Origin of the sequence: Psychrobacter sp. UBA6766, assembly GCF_002453355.1 — a bacterium.
Taxonomy (GTDB): domain Bacteria; phylum Pseudomonadota; class Gammaproteobacteria; order Pseudomonadales; family Moraxellaceae; genus Psychrobacter.
This window is the reverse complement of the sequence record NZ_DKGQ01000005.1, coordinates 22,802-37,998: the sequence shown is the minus strand read 5'-3', so window position 1 is coordinate 37,998 and position 15,197 is coordinate 22,802. Positions and strand designations below refer to the sequence as shown.

The 15,197-nt window shown below is 42.1% G+C and carries 14 protein-coding genes and 1 pseudogene; 9 read left to right on the top strand and 6 right to left on the bottom strand.

Annotated features, from left to right (window positions below):
• Positions 1–355 (bottom strand): annotated as a pseudogene (locus B4K26_RS01680) (hypothetical protein); the annotation flags it as partial.
• Positions 356–633: 278 nt separating this feature from the next.
• Here B4K26_RS01680 and B4K26_RS01675 point away from each other — a divergent pair.
• Positions 634–1,209: a DUF2062 domain-containing protein gene (locus tag B4K26_RS01675; protein ID WP_296243155.1), complete on the top strand. Its 576-nt coding sequence runs from the start codon at positions 634–636 to the stop codon at positions 1,207–1,209.
• Positions 1,210–1,272: 63 nt separating this feature from the next.
• Here the strand turns inward: B4K26_RS01675 and B4K26_RS01670 are convergent, their stop codons facing one another.
• From B4K26_RS01670 to B4K26_RS01660, 3 genes are all read right to left on the bottom strand, one after another.
• Positions 1,273–1,590, bottom strand: a complete 318-nt coding sequence (locus B4K26_RS01670) for a hypothetical protein (protein WP_296243154.1) — start codon at positions 1,588–1,590, stop codon at positions 1,273–1,275.
• Positions 1,591–1,727: 137 nt separating this feature from the next.
• The gene (gene lolD / locus B4K26_RS01665; RefSeq protein ID WP_296243153.1) at positions 1,728–2,408 is read right to left on the bottom strand and encodes a lipoprotein-releasing ABC transporter ATP-binding protein LolD; all 681 of its coding nucleotides are present in this window, start codon (positions 2,406–2,408) and stop codon (positions 1,728–1,730) included.
• Positions 2,409–2,452: 44 nt separating this feature from the next.
• Complete coding sequence (locus B4K26_RS01660; protein ID WP_296243152.1) at positions 2,453–3,688, bottom strand: lipoprotein-releasing ABC transporter permease subunit; 1,236 nt, start codon at positions 3,686–3,688, stop codon at positions 2,453–2,455.
• Positions 3,689–4,150: 462 nt separating this feature from the next.
• On the opposite strand from B4K26_RS01660, the gene B4K26_RS01655 reads away from it, so the two are divergent.
• Positions 4,151–5,131, top strand: coding sequence for a hypothetical protein (locus tag B4K26_RS01655; RefSeq protein WP_296243151.1), 981 nt, complete (start codon positions 4,151–4,153; stop codon positions 5,129–5,131).
• 143 nt (positions 5,132–5,274) lie between these two features.
• Here B4K26_RS01655 and B4K26_RS01650 read toward each other — a convergent pair whose 3' ends face one another.
• Positions 5,275–5,664 (bottom strand): SCP2 sterol-binding domain-containing protein, encoded by a 390-nt coding sequence (locus tag B4K26_RS01650; RefSeq protein ID WP_296243150.1) that lies wholly within the window; start codon positions 5,662–5,664, stop codon positions 5,275–5,277.
• A gap of 873 nt (positions 5,665–6,537) precedes the next feature.
• On the opposite strand from B4K26_RS01650, the gene ccoN reads away from it, so the two are divergent.
• The 6 genes from ccoN to B4K26_RS01620 all read left to right on the top strand — a co-directional run bounded on the left by ccoN (position 6,538) and on the right by B4K26_RS01620 (position 12,748).
• Positions 6,538–8,019, top strand: coding sequence for a cytochrome-c oxidase, cbb3-type subunit I (gene ccoN / locus B4K26_RS01645; RefSeq protein ID WP_296243149.1), 1,482 nt, complete (start codon positions 6,538–6,540; stop codon positions 8,017–8,019).
• 9 nt (positions 8,020–8,028) lie between these two features.
• A complete protein-coding gene (ccoO, locus tag B4K26_RS01640; RefSeq protein WP_296243148.1) occupies positions 8,029–8,667 on the top strand; it encodes a cytochrome-c oxidase, cbb3-type subunit II in 639 nt (212 codons plus the stop codon).
• On the top strand, positions 8,667–8,849 hold the full coding sequence (locus tag B4K26_RS01635; RefSeq protein WP_296243147.1) for a cbb3-type cytochrome oxidase subunit 3: 183 nt from the start codon (positions 8,667–8,669) through the stop codon (positions 8,847–8,849). Before ccoO ends, B4K26_RS01635 begins: the two co-directional genes overlap by 1 nt.
• The gene (gene ccoP, locus B4K26_RS01630) at positions 8,846–10,000 is read left to right on the top strand and encodes a cytochrome-c oxidase, cbb3-type subunit III (protein ID WP_296243146.1); all 1,155 of its coding nucleotides are present in this window, start codon (positions 8,846–8,848) and stop codon (positions 9,998–10,000) included. Before B4K26_RS01635 ends, ccoP begins: the two co-directional genes overlap by 4 nt.
• A 379-nt stretch (positions 10,001–10,379) precedes the next feature.
• Entirely contained in the window at positions 10,380–11,792 is a 1,413-nt protein-coding gene (ccoG, locus tag B4K26_RS01625) for a cytochrome c oxidase accessory protein CcoG (RefSeq protein WP_296243145.1), read from the top strand.
• Between the two features lie 356 nt (positions 11,793–12,148).
• Positions 12,149–12,748 carry a FixH family protein gene (locus B4K26_RS01620; protein ID WP_296243144.1) on the top strand — a complete coding sequence of 200 codons (600 nt, stop codon included), beginning with the start codon at positions 12,149–12,151 and terminating at the stop codon, positions 12,746–12,748.
• Between the two features lie 116 nt (positions 12,749–12,864).
• Here B4K26_RS01620 and ttcA read toward each other — a convergent pair whose 3' ends face one another.
• Positions 12,865–14,025, bottom strand: coding sequence for a tRNA 2-thiocytidine(32) synthetase TtcA (ttcA, locus tag B4K26_RS01615; RefSeq protein ID WP_296243143.1), 1,161 nt, complete (start codon positions 14,023–14,025; stop codon positions 12,865–12,867).
• A 357-nt stretch (positions 14,026–14,382) separates the two neighbouring features.
• Between ttcA and queC the strand changes: the two genes are divergently transcribed.
• Entirely contained in the window at positions 14,383–15,105 is a 723-nt protein-coding gene (gene queC, locus B4K26_RS01610) for a 7-cyano-7-deazaguanine synthase QueC (protein ID WP_296243157.1), read from the top strand.
• Positions 15,106–15,197 lie beyond the last annotated feature (92 nt).

The following is a 15,197-nucleotide window of genomic DNA, read 5'->3' as shown; positions in this document are numbered from 1 at the left end:
CTTTAATTGTTGGGATTGGTATTACCAATAAAAAATAATGAGCGAATTTAAAAAGTAACGTAACTGTATAAGAAGAGATTTTAGCCAAGTCTTGAACAGAAGAGTTTCGAGCAGGATTTTTTTGAATAGAAGAGCTTTGAGAAAAAGGTTTTTTAGCGTTAGATAAAGAAGCAAACGGAATATAACGTTGATTGATAAATACAAGAATAATGGTTAAAACCGTTAACAATAACGGCAAGATGGAAACCGCGTTGCTTTCCATCAATAACGGACTGACTGGCATTGTCATACTATCCGAAACAGCCAGCACGCCCGTCATAACGATGATTATCGAGCTACCAATTAACCAGTACACCAGCGTTCCTCGCTTGCTTGATAGTTCGTCTGATAAATATAGACTGTACGATAGATGATAACTGACGACCGTCCTAACCTTAGACCAAACCGTCAAGCGATGGTATTTATGCGGCTAATACCCTATACTGAGCAGAAATATTGCGATGGTGATTATTCAACATTATCTGCTTGTTTTTCTGATAACATTCTTACCTATATTTTTTATTAATAATATCACTGTATATCAGCCCATCAATGTGATTGAGCGGACTGTAGATAACAAGTAAAGGCGATTCTGTGCCAAACAAACGTCTAAAAGACCTACTTCCTACCCCTGAAAAAATCTTAGAAAGTCGCTCATTAAAACTATTTGCGCCGCAACTTGCCGACCCACGATTATGGCATTTTAATCGCCATAGTTTGAATAAAGCGGTCTATATCGGTGTGCTTAGTGCATTTTTTCCGCTGCCAGGACAGATGTTATTGGCGTTGATCGGCGCGCTGATTTTTCGTGCCAATGTCCCCATGGCGCTTGGTCTCACCTGGATTACTAACCCGCTCACGACGCTACCGGTATTTTACGCTGGTTATTATATTGGTGCCAAAATCCTTGATGTCCCCATGATTAGCTTGCGGATTATCGGCAGAATGATTTCTGACTTTAGCTTATGGATCATCTCTGATGGCGCCAACCCCTTTATTACTTATAAAGGTACCGTATCTATAGCGGCTTTTTGTTTAGGGTTAACGATTTTGGCGGTTATCAGCAGTATCGTATGCGGCCTAGTATTTAAAGCCGTCTGGCGCTACAAAACCGTCACCAGCTGGCAAAAACGTCAACAGAACTCTTCTGATAAGCCACCTAAGCATTAATCATCACGCATCAACAAGGGTAATACGATAAAAACAAAGAAGCCGCTAAGTTTTATCAGGGGCCTACAATTCGCCTTCACGCTCTTTATGTGCTGCGATAGCGTTTTGAATATTATCTGCTAGATTGGTATCCAGAACAAAGACATCAATCACCTTCTCATCTTTTAAGAGCGTGTAGCGTTTGCCCGTGGCACTATCTTGCGCCTTTAAATCATAATCAGCACCTGCCAATGTAATCGCGTCAAAAACGGGCGTAAGCAAGTCTATTTGCGCCTGTGTATCAAGGGTATCGAACAACGTCGGATCCATATACGGCTTTAATGGCTCGTTACCTTTTTCAGCACTGCCAAACTCTTCAATTGGGTCATCATCTTTATTCATATCATGAATCCTTATCTATTGTCTTATTTATCAGATTGTCCTGTTTATCATTTATAAAAACTTTAACTGTATCATGCTACTACTTAGTAACAGTAACCCTGCCATTTATTAAAAAAAAGTATTAAAAAATGACGCCTTTAGTAATCTTCCCAGTGACCGTTACGCAAGAGCAGCTGACGATCCGCAAGCGCCGCCAAACTACGATCATGCGTCACCATCAATAAGGCCGTCTGCATGGTACTTTGCAGCTCAGATAACAGTCCAAACACGCTTTGCGCATTGTCATAATCCAAGTTTCCGGTCGGCTCATCTGCCAAGATAAGCGATGGCTTGGTCACGAGCGCACGAGCAATAGCTACCCGCTGACGCTCACCACCTGATAGCTCTCCCGGTCTGTGCGCCAATCGATGTTCTAAACCGACGCTATTTAAAATATCTACCGCTTGTTGCCTTGCTTCGATGGTCGATACTTTTGGGCGCATAAGTAGCGGCATAGCGACGTTTTCAACAGCAGTAAATTCTGCTAAGAGATGATGAAACTGATAAATAAATCCCAAGTGTCTATTACGCATTGCCCCGCGCTCGGTCTCATTCATACTATTTAACAGCTGACCGTGTAACCAAACCTCACCGCTGCTCGGGGTGTCTAATCCGCCAAGCAAATGCAGCAAAGTGCTTTTCCCTGAACCACTGGTACCAACAATCGCGATACGCTCGCCAGCATAGACGGTCAAATCTAAGCCCGTCAATACTTGGGTACTTACTGCCCCTTCATCGTAAATTTTATTAATATTGGTCGCTTTTAAAATCGCAGACATTATGCTTCCTTTATCTTATTTATAATGGCATTGACGCCTGTAGATTACTCGTAACGCAGCGTTTGTGCGGGCTGGATTTTAGCCGCTCGGCGTGCTGGATAAATGGTCGCCAAAAAGCTCAGAATAAATGAGGCACTGGTAATCAGCACCACATCGGTTAAGCGCAGCTGCGATGGCAGATAATTGACGAAGTAAGCATCAAATAAATTCAGACCAAAGGTTTGATTGATAAAGCCCAAAATATCACTGACGGTCAGGGCAAAGATAACGCCCAGTATGGTGCCAGCAATCGTACCAATAAAGCCAATAACTACACCCTGAACCATAAAAACATGAGTAATCAGACGTGGCGAGGCACCAAAGGTTTTTAAAATAGCGATGTCTGCTTTTTTGTCAGTAACCAACATGACCAAACTTGAAACAATATTGAAGGCAGCGACGAGAATAATTAAAAATAGCAGCAAGCCGACCATGGCTTTTTCCATTTGAATCGCACCGAACAGATTGCCATGCGTTTGCGTCCAATCGCTGGGATATAACTTCTCAGGAGCAATAGCAGCAGCTTTTTGAGCAGCCATCGGTGCGTTAAAGATATTACCAAGCTTCATTCGAATACCTTGCGCCCCATCCGGCAGACGCAGTAGTTTTGCCGCATCACCCATCGGAATAAATGCCATCAAACTGTCTACTTCTGGACTGATGGTAAAAATTCCTGTCAAGGTAAAACGCTTAAAGCGTGGTATCACGCCTGCCGGTGACGGTGACGCTTCTGGCAACACCAAAGTCACTTTATCGCCTAAACGTAACCCTAATGATTGCACCATCTCTTCGCCAAGCACAATGCTGAATTCACCGTTTTGTAAGGTATCAATACTGCCTTCTACCATATGCTCGTTGATGATAGAGACGTTTTTTTCGTACTTTGGATCGACGCCAGTGACCATGATCCCCGCTACTTGACCATTAGAGGTCAGCATTCCCTGCAGCTGAATAAAGGGCGCAACGGCAGCAACTTCTGGATCTTCTTTAATCTTATCTGCCAACTGCTCCCAATCACCGATAATCTCGGTTGAAATAACCGTCGCTTGCGGTACCATCCCCAAAATTCGAGTTTTTAGCTCACGATCGAAGCCATTCATGACAGATAGCACCGTAATCAATACCGCGACCCCAAGCGTGAGACCAATCATCGAAATCAATGATATAAAAGAGATAAAACCATTACTACGTTCTGCTCGGGTGTACCGTAAGCCGATAAATAACGCTAAAGGACGAAACATATTCAAACTCTTTATCTTATCTACGTGCGACTTTATTTATGTTAAAAAATCAGCTAGGGCAAATGCTGCATAGTATTGCATTTACAATGGTACTTGCCGAAGAAACATATCAATCGAACACAAAAACAGGGTTTATGAGCAGCCAAATACCGCTGTCAAAAGGGAGTTAGTTTGACACAATTTGACTTATTTGTGCCAGTCATTAGCGCAAACTAGCGATATTTTTTCATAAAAACCTAAGTTTTACGATTATTTTTCGGGAGAGACTTGCTATTGGTTGCGTCTATACCTATATATTGTATGCTAAGGACAATTGTCATTAACCCCTCATTGTTGTTTGTTGCCTCTTCACTGACGACATTGCTGGCTATCATAAACCAATCCGTTCATCGATAGGATAATGTTTCAGCAGTCACAGTTTTAGACCCAAACCTCATGGCTGACTTAAGTTTGAGTATCTTCATGACCATAAATTATCAATATAAAAATATCCAATCGCCTACCAAAATCACCCTAACTGACGAGCAGTCGGCCGGCCACGCCGATCATTGGCGTATTCTGACCGATGACATGAGTCATGATGTGCCAGAATGGCTGCAAAAGATGATTGAAAAAGCCGCCATGCCTAAAGGGCTAAACAGTAACGTCAGTGCCAAAGACAGCTGCTTATTACTCTCTGAAGACCAGCCTTGTCACATCAATCAAGTATTGGCAATGAAAGACGGTAAGCCTGAATGCTTTATTAACGCCTATCCTTGTGTCGATAGTCCTTATGGACTGACTTGCAAAATCGAACGCATGATTGTCAATGACAATACTCACGATGCGGTATTACGCTTACGCACCGCTGACGGCAGCATCATTTATGCTTTTGACCAACTGTATACTGCCAACCGTCATTTGTATCAGCAAAATATGGCCTATTACGTGAATTTCAGTGCTTGGGCACATGAAATTAAGCTTAGCAAACAAGACGAAGTCATTATGGTCGAAGACCAAGAAGCCATTCGCTATCATCGCGCCTTTAACGATATTGTCGCCGCTAATGATGGAAAAATGCCCGATGACTTACAAGAACAAATCAAAGCATGGCAACCTGAAACTAAAGAGCAAATGGCACCTGTTGAAATTAATTTAGGTCATATGTGCGCTTACCTGTTCGGTGATACCGTAGGACAAGAAGACGAAGCTTGGTGCCAAGGTCAGGTACTTGGTAAGCAAGAAACGCTATTTAATGGTCAGACCATCATCTTATTTGATGTGGTGGTACTGCGTGAGCAAGATGCAGACCCGTTTGTCATTCGTATCGGCGCGCCTAAAACCGAAGCCACTGCTGCTATTCAAGTGCATGATTACGTGCAGGCGAACATCTGGCTACAAGCGGCTATTTATAAAGAAAATCAGAAACCGCAATCGAATACGCAACAATCAAAAGCCAGCTAAGCATTATTTACCTTAAAAACACTTTACTTACCAAGCTTTATTTAACATCTTACTTAGTCTCTAAACAAAAAGCCCTTAAAGAAATTGTAAGGGCTTTTTATGCTATACGACACGCTTTTCGATAAAGACTTAAAGGCTGTTAACTACGCCAACGTTGTCATTGACTTAATACGACTATAAAGCTCTTTTTGCTCAGCACTTGGACGCGCAGTCTGTACTGCCATCAATTGTGACATATCGCCTTCGACACGGATTTTGCCTGCCATAAAAGCGCCCATGATTTCATTGGTATCAAAATTGGTAATGATGGACTGCAGAATATTGCGATCCAATAGCAAGGTAGTTGTCGCCGCATCATTTAAGCCGCGATGCAATAAGCCATCGGCGAAACTGGCTTCAATGTTTTGTTCAGTGTCGGTTACTTTTAGGTTCACGACCATATTAGCCAAAGCAGGTGGTAAATTTAATTCACCGGCTTCTCGACCCATTTGCTCAACTTGCTCAAACCACTCGTCTGTCAAAAAAACTGCCATATTATTATCCTTAATACCTATTATTTATGATAGTAGGCCCGTACTATTAAACACCTGAGCCTAACCGCTATTTAAATGATTAAAATATTTGTTAACATCAGTGTAAAAGCCACTTGTTAGCAATACTGCAGAGCGCCATTATAAGGCGCCACTTGTTAATAAGTAAAACCTATTTACGGCGCGAATAGCGTTATTGATACAAAACCTTCGTAGGATTATATTTTTCAGCAGAAGAACAGTATCTTTTTTCACCCCTAGAATAGTAGGGAAATTGGGTATAAAATAGATGCATAACGCTGCAATATTATGTTATTTGCAACTATTTTTACTAAAGAGTTTGTATTTTGGCGCATAGTTCTGATGATATTTGATTAGGTTTGCGTTACAATACCCTTAAACAGAGTCGGGAGTTTTAACTAAACATTACGTAAAGATGTTTTTTGTCAGCCGCCGCTAGCATACATTTATGGTGCATAAGTTTTTGTTACCAGTTGAATATCAGTATCTATCTTCGTTCATACTACTTTTAACAGTAATAATTAAGATATATACTCAGCCTCAATAGATGTTTGATGCTCAAAGAAGGCTTAGTGTCTTATCAAATCTGACCCTTTATTAACAATCCTACTATCGACTAGCTTTGAGCGCAGGGCATTTTTATCGCCGCTCTCTACTTATCAGCGATAGCTGGTAACTAACATAGCCCTAGCTTGATAGTTAATGAAGTACGATAATTGATAAGTTATCAATGATAAGATCAGTCAAAAAACAGCATGTAGCGCAGTCATTATCTGCTTATGATTTTTTATAATGTAGAGGCTGTGGAAAATTAGTTAATTCTACTGATAATTCAGGCTGTAAAGGAATCATCCAATGAGTTTACAAAACACAGCAGTCGCCCCAATTGACCGTGAGTATGAAATTACTGTCATAAGATTCTTTGCGGTAATGGCCGTGATATGGGGCATCGTCGGCATGAGTATTGGTGTATTCATTGCTTCTCAGTTAGCATGGCCAGCACTAAACTTTGACATTCCATGGTTGACATTTAGTCGTTTAAGACCGCTTCACACCAACGCGGTTATCTTTGCATTTGGTGGCTCTGCCCTGTTCGCGACCTCTTATTATGTGGTTCAGCGTACATGTAAAACGAGACTATTTGCGCCTTACTTAGCTTGGTTCACCTTTTGGGGTTGGCAAGCGGTTATCGTCTCAGCGATTATTACCCTTCCTTTAGGTCTGACATCGACTAAGGAATACGCTGAGCTTGAGTGGCCAATCGATATCTTGATTGCGTTGGTCTGGATATCTTATGCCATCGTTTTCTTCGGCACACTGATTAAACGTAGAACCTCACATATCTATGTGGCTAACTGGTTCTTTGGTGCGTTTATTATTGCCATTGCACTACTCCATATTGTAAATAGTATGGCTATCCCTGTTAGTGCGTTTAAATCTTATTCAATATTTGGCGGTGCGACCGATGCGATGGTGCAGTGGTGGTGGGGTCATAACGCGGTAGGTTTTTATCTAACGGCTGCCTTCCTTGGGATGATGTATTACTTCGTTCCGGTTCAGATTGGTCGTCCTATTTATTCTTATCGTCTGTCTATCGTTCACTTTTGGGCATTGATTGCTTCTTATATGTGGGCCGGTGGTCACCATTTACACTACTCAGCGATTCCAGATTGGACGCAGTCGTTAGCAATGGTGTTCTCTATCATTCTATTTGCACCATCTTGGGGTGGTATGATTAACGGTGTCCTAACCCTATCTGGTAGTTGGGATAAGTTACGTACCGATCCGATCATTCGCTTTATGATTGTGGCATTGTCATTCTATGCAATGTCAACGTTCGAAGGGCCAATGATGTCTATTAAGACAGTCAACGCATTATCGCATGACACTGATTGGACAATTGGTCACGTACACTCAGGCGCACTTGGCTGGGTCGGAATGATTACCATTGGTTCGTTATATGTACTGTTACCACGTATTTATAACAAACCAAAAATGTACTCTATTAGCTTAATCACCACGCATTTCTGGTTGGCAACAGCGGGTACTATTTTCTATATCGTTTCTATGTGGATTTCAGGTATCGGCCAAGGCATGATGTGGCTAGCAACCAATCCAGACGGTACGTTGGTATATAGCTTCGTTGATACAGTTGAGTTCTCACATTTCCCATATATTGGTCGTGCTTTTGGTGGCCTATTGTATGTATCGGGTATGTTTGTCATGGCATATAACGTTTATAAAACACTTAAGATGCCAGAAGGTAAACCTGTCGATATTGCTGACCCAACGGATCATGAACCTAGTGTTGATAAACCTTCGGCAGCTAACGTATAAGGAGCGATCATGGCTGGTACACCGCATGAAATTATTGAAAAAAATACAGGCTTATTGGTCATCGGTATCGTCATTGCTATTAGCTTTGCAACACTCGTTGAAATCGTACCGCTGATATATGATTACAGAGGCGCTGAAGAAGGTGGGGTGAACGCTCCCCTTCCCTCTATGGAACCGTGGACTGCACTCGAATTTGAAGGTCGTGATATTTATATTCGTGAAGGTTGTCACGTTTGCCATACTCAAATGGTACGTCCATTACGTGCAGAAGTTGAGCGTTATGGACCCTATTCGCGTGCCGCTGAATCTACGTGGGATCATCCCTTTTTATGGGGATCAAAACGTACTGGACCTGATTTGGCACGTGTTGGTGGACGCTACTCTGTAGATTGGCAAAAACAACATCTTATTGATCCACGTTCATTAGTTCCTGAGTCTGTAATGCCTGGTTTCCCATGGCTTGCAACCAATGAAGTAAATGGTACCAATGTGCAAACCAAAATGCGTCTATTCCGTGATCAATTTGGTGTACCTTATACTGATGAAGATATCGAGGGAGCCCCAGATGTGGTACTTGGCGCCACCGAGCTTGATGCTTTGGTTGCCTATTTACAGCAATTAGGTACTGCGATGGAAGGACAGCGCTAATGGGTATTGGTGAATTACAAACAATTGCGACCGTTTCTGCCTTTATTGCCTTCGTAGGCGTTGCATGGTGGGCGTATTCGCCAAAAAACAAAAAACGCTTCGAAGAAGATGCACAACTTGCGCTTGACGACAAAGATAAAGAACCTTTGTCTGAAAAGCAGCGCAATAAGGATGAACGATGACATTTTTTTGGAGTTCTTGGATAACTGTATTAAGTATCATGTGCTGGGCGTTTATCCTCGGTGTTTTACTAATGGTATTGAAATACAAGCCAGAAGTAGAAGAAGACGGTACTACTGGCCATAGTTATGACGGTATTCAAGAATACGATAAGCCACTGCCTAAATGGTGGTTAGTGATATTTTTTGGCTCAATTATTTGGGCTATTGCATACTGGATATTTTTCCCTGCTATCTTTCCATCGAAATGGGAAGGTATCACAACTGTAGAAGTGGACGGCGAAACGAAACCGTGGACTTCACATAACGAGTTAGCAAGTGACCTCGAAAGTAACAACAAAGTGTTTACTGATAACTTCGAGAAAAACATCTTGGCTAAAGCTGGTGCGAGCGGTGCCACAAAAACTCTAGCCGAGCTTTCTGAGATGCAAGCAACCATGCGTCGCAGCGAGAAACCGCCAGCAGAGCTACAATCTCAAATTGATGAGAAAGTTACCGAACTTGCACCTTATGTAGAAAAGCTTTCTGAAAACCCCAATGCGTTAAAAGTGGGTAGTCGCCTGTTTTTACAGAACTGTTCGGTCTGTCACGGCTCTAACGCCAAAGGTGCACAAGGCTTCCCAAATCTAACTGACAATGACTGGTTATATGGTGGAGAAGCGTCAAACATCTTGACAACCCTACATAATGGCCGCGTTGGTGGTATGGCAGCTTGGCGCGACCAACTGGGTGAAGATGGCGTGCGTGCAGCGGCTGAATATGTCTTGTCAATATCTGGTAACCAACCAGGTTATGAGCTTGATGAAGCCAAAGTCGCTCAAGGTAAAGCCATCTTCCATGAGCCTACTAACTGTGTACTTTGTCATGGTGAAGATGCTAAAGGTATGATCTCTACTGGCGCACCAAACTTGACTGATAAAATTTGGCTATACGGCGGTGACCGTGAAACTATTCGCGAGACTATCCGTTATGGCCGTGCAGGTGTGATGCCTGAGTGGGAATCTAAACTGGGGAATGAGCGCATTATGCTGCTTGCCGCTTATGTTTACTCACTGTCAGATCGTGGCGCTGAAACGGACCAAGCCAAAGGCAAAGTTCCGGCAAGTACTACCGCACCAAAAGCTGCTAAACCTGCGGCAGTTAAAGAAAGTTGATACTGTGGTGAGTTAAATAGTATGGTGAGTTAAAAAAGGAGACCTGAAATATCAGCTCTCCTTTTTTTATAATTAGCTTATTATATATAAAATTTTCATTAGTTAAATTAAAGAATCAATTGAAAAATAAACGTCAAAAATTGAGATGATATAAGGCTTTATTGCCCTTTTTTATTATCAATTAACGATTGTTTTTTTGAACATTCACCCCATTTATAGGTTAACTGATGCTAAACTATGTCTAGCATTATTTTTCGTCCATTGAGCGCTATTCTGCTCTCAACTGACATTGATAACATCGCAACGCCAAAAAATTTTGCTTTACCGCTCTTTGTTACCCATGCCAGCAGACTGATTCTTTTTTTAAAGAGGCACGTTTATGTCAGCACAACCATCCAATAAAATCCCTATCGTTGAAGTCGATCTTAATGCCAATAAAAAACGCGTTCATCCTAGATTTATCACTGGATTCTATCAAAATATCCGAGTGATTAGCATGTATGCATTATTAGCGTTATTTTTGATTTTACCGTGGTTACGCTATAACGGTAGACAAGCTATCTGGTTTGATGTGCCGTCACAGCATTATTATATTTTTGGCATGACCTTTTTAACGCAAGACTTTTACTTTATTGCCGCCTTTGCTCTTATTGCGGCCTTTGCCCTATTTATGGTGACGGTATATGCAGGGCGGGTCTGGTGCGGTTATGCTTGCCCACAAACTATTTGGACGCATATGTTTCAGTATGTAGAAAAATTGGTGATTGGCGATCGTAATAAGCGTATTAAATTTGATAAAGAACCCATGAGTGCCAAAAAAGCATTTAAGCGCTTTATTGTCTACTTTGTCTGGTTTGTGTTTTCGATGATTACAGCGACGACTTTCGTCAGTTATGTATCAGGGACAGAAGCTCTATATGGTAGTTGGCAAATGTTAGGGGGTGTGATCCCCTTCCCTGACTGGTCAACTTGGATATGGGTATCGATATTTATTTTCGCTTTTTCAACTTATGTGAATGCAGGCTATATGCGTGAGCAGATGTGTATTCAAATCTGTCCGTACGGTCGCTTTCAAAGTGTGATGTTTGATAAAGATACATTGGTCGTTTCATACGATTATGAACGCGGTGAGCCGCGCGGCGCACGCAAAAAAGGAACCCATCCTGAAAACTTGGGCGATTGTATTGAATGTCAGATGTGCGTTCAGGTCTGCCCGACTGGGATTGATATTCGTGACGGTTTGCAAGTTGCTTGTATTCAGTGTGCTGCCTGTGTCGATGCCTGTAATGAGGTGATGGATAAAGTTGGCTACCCACGCGGACTGATTCGTTATACGACCGAGCGTCAATTGGTAGAGAAAGAGCAGAGCCACGTCTTCCGACCACGCTTTTTTGCCTACTTAACCTTGCTGGCGGTGCTTTGTGGCGGTGTGGTATATGCATTGACTGACCGCGTACCGCTAGAGATTGATATTCGCCGTGACCGCAATCAGTTGTCGTCATTAAATCAGCAAGGTATGATTGAAAACAGCTATATTGTCAAATTGACCAATAAAACCCAAGATGCTCATACTTATAAAGTAAGCCTTGAGCCTCAAGATGGCCTAAGCTTAGGGGTACGTTTTAACGATGTGCCATTAGAAGCAGGTGAAAGCTTTGATATGCCCGTCAGTATTTATGGTGACCCTGATGTGATTGAGTTTGGTCAAACGCCAGTTACTTTAACGGTTACCAGCGAAGATGGTAAATATAATGTCAGTAAACAAAATATCTTTACCACGCAAGGGCAATAAGCTATTGAACGTTAGTTAATTTTATTTATTCATCCGTTAGGGCGTGTCCTCATTTTAAAAATGGTGATAAAAATGAGATAAATTGCAGCCAAACAAGGAAAATAGCGCCGTTAATATCGGGATATTACCCAGCTATTTAACGAAGTTTGACAAAATTTAGCCATTTTTAGCCCATTTAGATGTCCATCGATTAAATTGAGGACGCGCCCTAGTCAATGATTAATAATTAAAGATTAGCGGATGAATTATTTATCATTAAGCTGGCTGTGTTAAGCCGTCAGTTTATTCTTTGATAGCGTTTATAGCGAGCTGATAAACAGCGTTTTATAAACGAATATCTGATTAATAGGTATATTATGTCTAGTCCAATTCCAAACGTTAAGCATCAAGACAGCTTTAAGCATCAAGATAGCCTTCCATGGTATAAGAATTATATGGTGGTTATCTTCGTCATTGGCATGCCAGCTTTAGTCGTGATCGCTTGTCTCTGGTTTGTTTACTACTCTTATCAAATCCGCGACAGTGTGGTACGCGACGATTGGTACATGGATGGCAAAACCCTCTATCAGGACGTCTCGCGCGACAAACTCGCTTATGATTTAGACTTACACGGAAAGATGCAATTTTCAGATAATGGGACTGTTGTGTTTTATCTGAATTATCCTGAGCAAAGCTTGCAGTCTGGCAAGTTACTAAACGGTGGGCCTATTACGTATCCTGATACGTTAGAGTTGTCTATCTCACATGCCACCGATATCAAAAAAGATCGTGATGTGGTGCTAAAACATCAAGAAGGCAATAAATATAGCGCCCAAGTAGATATCGACCCCGTCAAAGCCAAGTATTATTTACAAGTCAGCAATGATGGTAAGGATGATTGGCGTATAAAAGACGTGGCAAAATTGCCGCGCTCAGAAGTGAGTTTTAACCCGCTATCCGTATTCGCTGAAAGTTAAGCTTTGATGTTCAATAAACACAAAAACCAGCCATTAGTTAATAATGCGCTGGTTTTTTATGATGTGCGCTTTATAAAAATAAAGCTTTATAAAACCAATTGAATGCTAGACGTGCTTTAAATCACGGGATTAATTGTGGGAATTTTCTCCATTTGGCGACTATTCTTTGTTGTTTCTACTTGTCGCTGATTATTGGCAGATTTTGGATTAAAGACTTGAGTCTTTGGCGATACCGGTAAGCCAATTTCAGCCAGACTATCGGTCTGCCCTGCTTGAATATTATCGCCTTCAAACAAGCGCTCGTTGTCATCACGGTCGAGGCTCAATGACTCAAAATCAAACAACTCACGATCTGCTAATTGCGACGGTGCCACATTTTGCATCGCTTTAAAGATAGATGCTAAACGCTGCGGATGAGCATCGTCCCATTCGCGCAGCATGTCATTAATAATCGCCCGTTGTAGATTGGTTTGGCTGCCGCATAAATTACAGGGGATGATCGGAAATTCTTTTAAACGCGCATATTCGATAATGTCTTTTTCTTCAACGTAAGCGAGCGGGCGGATAAGCAGATTTTGTTTATCATCGCTAAGCAGTTTCGGCGGCATAGATTTAAGCGCGCCACCGTGAAATAAGTTTAAAAAGAAAGTCGCGAGCATATCATCGCGGTGATGTCCAAGCGCAATTTTGGTTGCACCGATTTGTTTGGCAAAACCGTACAGCGAACCGCGGCGCAGACGTGAACACGCCGAACAATAAGTTTTACCTTCTGGAACCACGCTTTTGACAATACTATAAGTGTCTTTTTCTAAAATATAATGAGCGATTCCTTGTTCGTTCAGATAGGCGGGCAAAATATCCTCTGGATAACCAGGCTGCTTTTGGTCAAGATTGACCGCGACGATATCAAAGCTAATCGGGGCAATGCGTTTGAGTAGCAATAAAATATCCAACAACGTGTAGCTGTCTTTACCGCCTGAGACACAAACCATGACAACGTCGCCATCTTCAATCATATTAAAGTCACGAATTGCCCATGATACTTGGCGACGCAGCTTTTTTTGTAGTTTACGAAATTCTGCCGTTTCGGTCGGTAGGATTTGATAAGATGACGCTTGCTCAGCTGCATTGGCATTGTCGTCACTTGTCGCTTCGTCAGTCTCTAGCACGTCACTATCCCAGCCAGTATCGGCAGAATCAGTCTCCGAAGAGATAATATCCGTAGAAGTATCAAACTGAGGGGGAATTTTAGGCGTAAACAAGGTCGCGACGGTCATAAGCTACTCAATATCTTTACAAAGTTAATTTTGCGATAAAACAATTGGTCATGCTTTTAGCGCGCTGGCTAAATTCGCACACTGGCTTTAAAGGCAGCGATTATAACAAATTTTGCTGACAGATTAAAAAGTAGCGCAAAATTAGTGGCATTTTAATCCATTTTTAGCATCCCTTTAATCTCACTTTAATAGCGTCCTCAAGGTTCTGTAATAAGGCTAACTTTGCTAAAATAGACGTTTTTCGCAAATCTTTTTTGTGAAAATCAATCGCTTCTTAAACTAATAATAGATACTACTATGACTCAAGTGACTTCACAGCCCTCCTCTTCTAATCACGAAAACAACGCTGACTTAAACATGCTGCATAAAAACCAAAATGCCGTTGTATTACTGTCAGGCGGACTTGATTCCGTGACTTGTTTGTACTGGGCAAAGGCGCACTATGCCTCTGTGACGGCCGTCAGCTTTAACTATGGTCAACGTCATAATAGCGAGCTCGTCGCGGCCAAAGCCATTGCTGAAACGGCACAGGTGAACCACCGCATTATTGATATCGATATTGCTCAACTTGGTGGTTCGTCGCTGACCGATCACAGTATGATGGTCCCTGATGGCGATACCGGTAAATTCCCCAGTAAAAATCGCGATGAGATCGATAATGATGCCATTCCGAATACTTATGTACCAGCGCGTAATACGATATTTTTGTCTTATGCCTTAGCCGTTGCAGAAGTGACGAATGCCAACCATATTGTCATTGGCGTCAGTTCAGTCGATTATTCAGGCTACCCTGATTGTCGTCCAGAATATATCGCCGCTTTTGAACATATGGCGAACCTTGCTACCAAAGCCGGCGTTACCGGTCATCGTTTATCGATTCAAACTCCGCTGCAGCAATTATCCAAAGCCAAAACCATTGAGCTTGGTTTGTCGTTAGGGGTTGATTATGGGCAGACGATTTCTTGCTACCGCGCCGATGCAAACGGTCTTGCCTGCGGTGTATGCGACAGCTGTGCGTTACGTCGCCAAGGATTTGCGCAAGCTGGCGTTGCTGATCCAACGCATTATCAGTTTCAATAGTACTGTAAAATGCTTTGAAATTTAATGATAACTGCCTGAAAACGCTAGAGTAATGGTCTTAAATTACAAAGCTATTAAACATTCGCGCAACA

What these genes read in the sequence shown, in the direction of transcription:
- ttcA (WP_296243143.1), bottom strand. Translation starts at nt 14,025, where the DNA reads ATGACCGTCGCGACCTTGTTTACGCCTAAAATTCCCCCTCAGTTTGAT.
- ccoG (WP_296243145.1), top strand. Translation starts at nt 10,380, where the DNA reads ATGTCAGCACAACCATCCAATAAAATCCCTATCGTTGAAGTCGATCTT.
- B4K26_RS01620 (WP_296243144.1), top strand. Translation starts at nt 12,149, where the DNA reads ATGTCTAGTCCAATTCCAAACGTTAAGCATCAAGACAGCTTTAAGCAT.
- B4K26_RS01635 (WP_296243147.1), top strand. Translation starts at nt 8,667, where the DNA reads ATGGGTATTGGTGAATTACAAACAATTGCGACCGTTTCTGCCTTTATT.
- queC (WP_296243157.1), top strand. Translation starts at nt 14,383, where the DNA reads ATGCTGCATAAAAACCAAAATGCCGTTGTATTACTGTCAGGCGGACTT.
- B4K26_RS01660 (WP_296243152.1), bottom strand. Translation starts at nt 3,688, where the DNA reads ATGTTTCGTCCTTTAGCGTTATTTATCGGCTTACGGTACACCCGAGCA.
- B4K26_RS01655 (WP_296243151.1), top strand. Translation starts at nt 4,151, where the DNA reads ATGACCATAAATTATCAATATAAAAATATCCAATCGCCTACCAAAATC.
- ccoO (WP_296243148.1), top strand. Translation starts at nt 8,029, where the DNA reads ATGGCTGGTACACCGCATGAAATTATTGAAAAAAATACAGGCTTATTG.
- ccoN (WP_296243149.1), top strand. Translation starts at nt 6,538, where the DNA reads ATGAGTTTACAAAACACAGCAGTCGCCCCAATTGACCGTGAGTATGAA.
- lolD (WP_296243153.1), bottom strand. Translation starts at nt 2,408, where the DNA reads ATGTCTGCGATTTTAAAAGCGACCAATATTAATAAAATTTACGATGAA.
- B4K26_RS01650 (WP_296243150.1), bottom strand. Translation starts at nt 5,664, where the DNA reads ATGGCAGTTTTTTTGACAGACGAGTGGTTTGAGCAAGTTGAGCAAATG.
- B4K26_RS01670 (WP_296243154.1), bottom strand. Translation starts at nt 1,590, where the DNA reads ATGAATAAAGATGATGACCCAATTGAAGAGTTTGGCAGTGCTGAAAAA.
- ccoP (WP_296243146.1), top strand. Translation starts at nt 8,846, where the DNA reads ATGACATTTTTTTGGAGTTCTTGGATAACTGTATTAAGTATCATGTGC.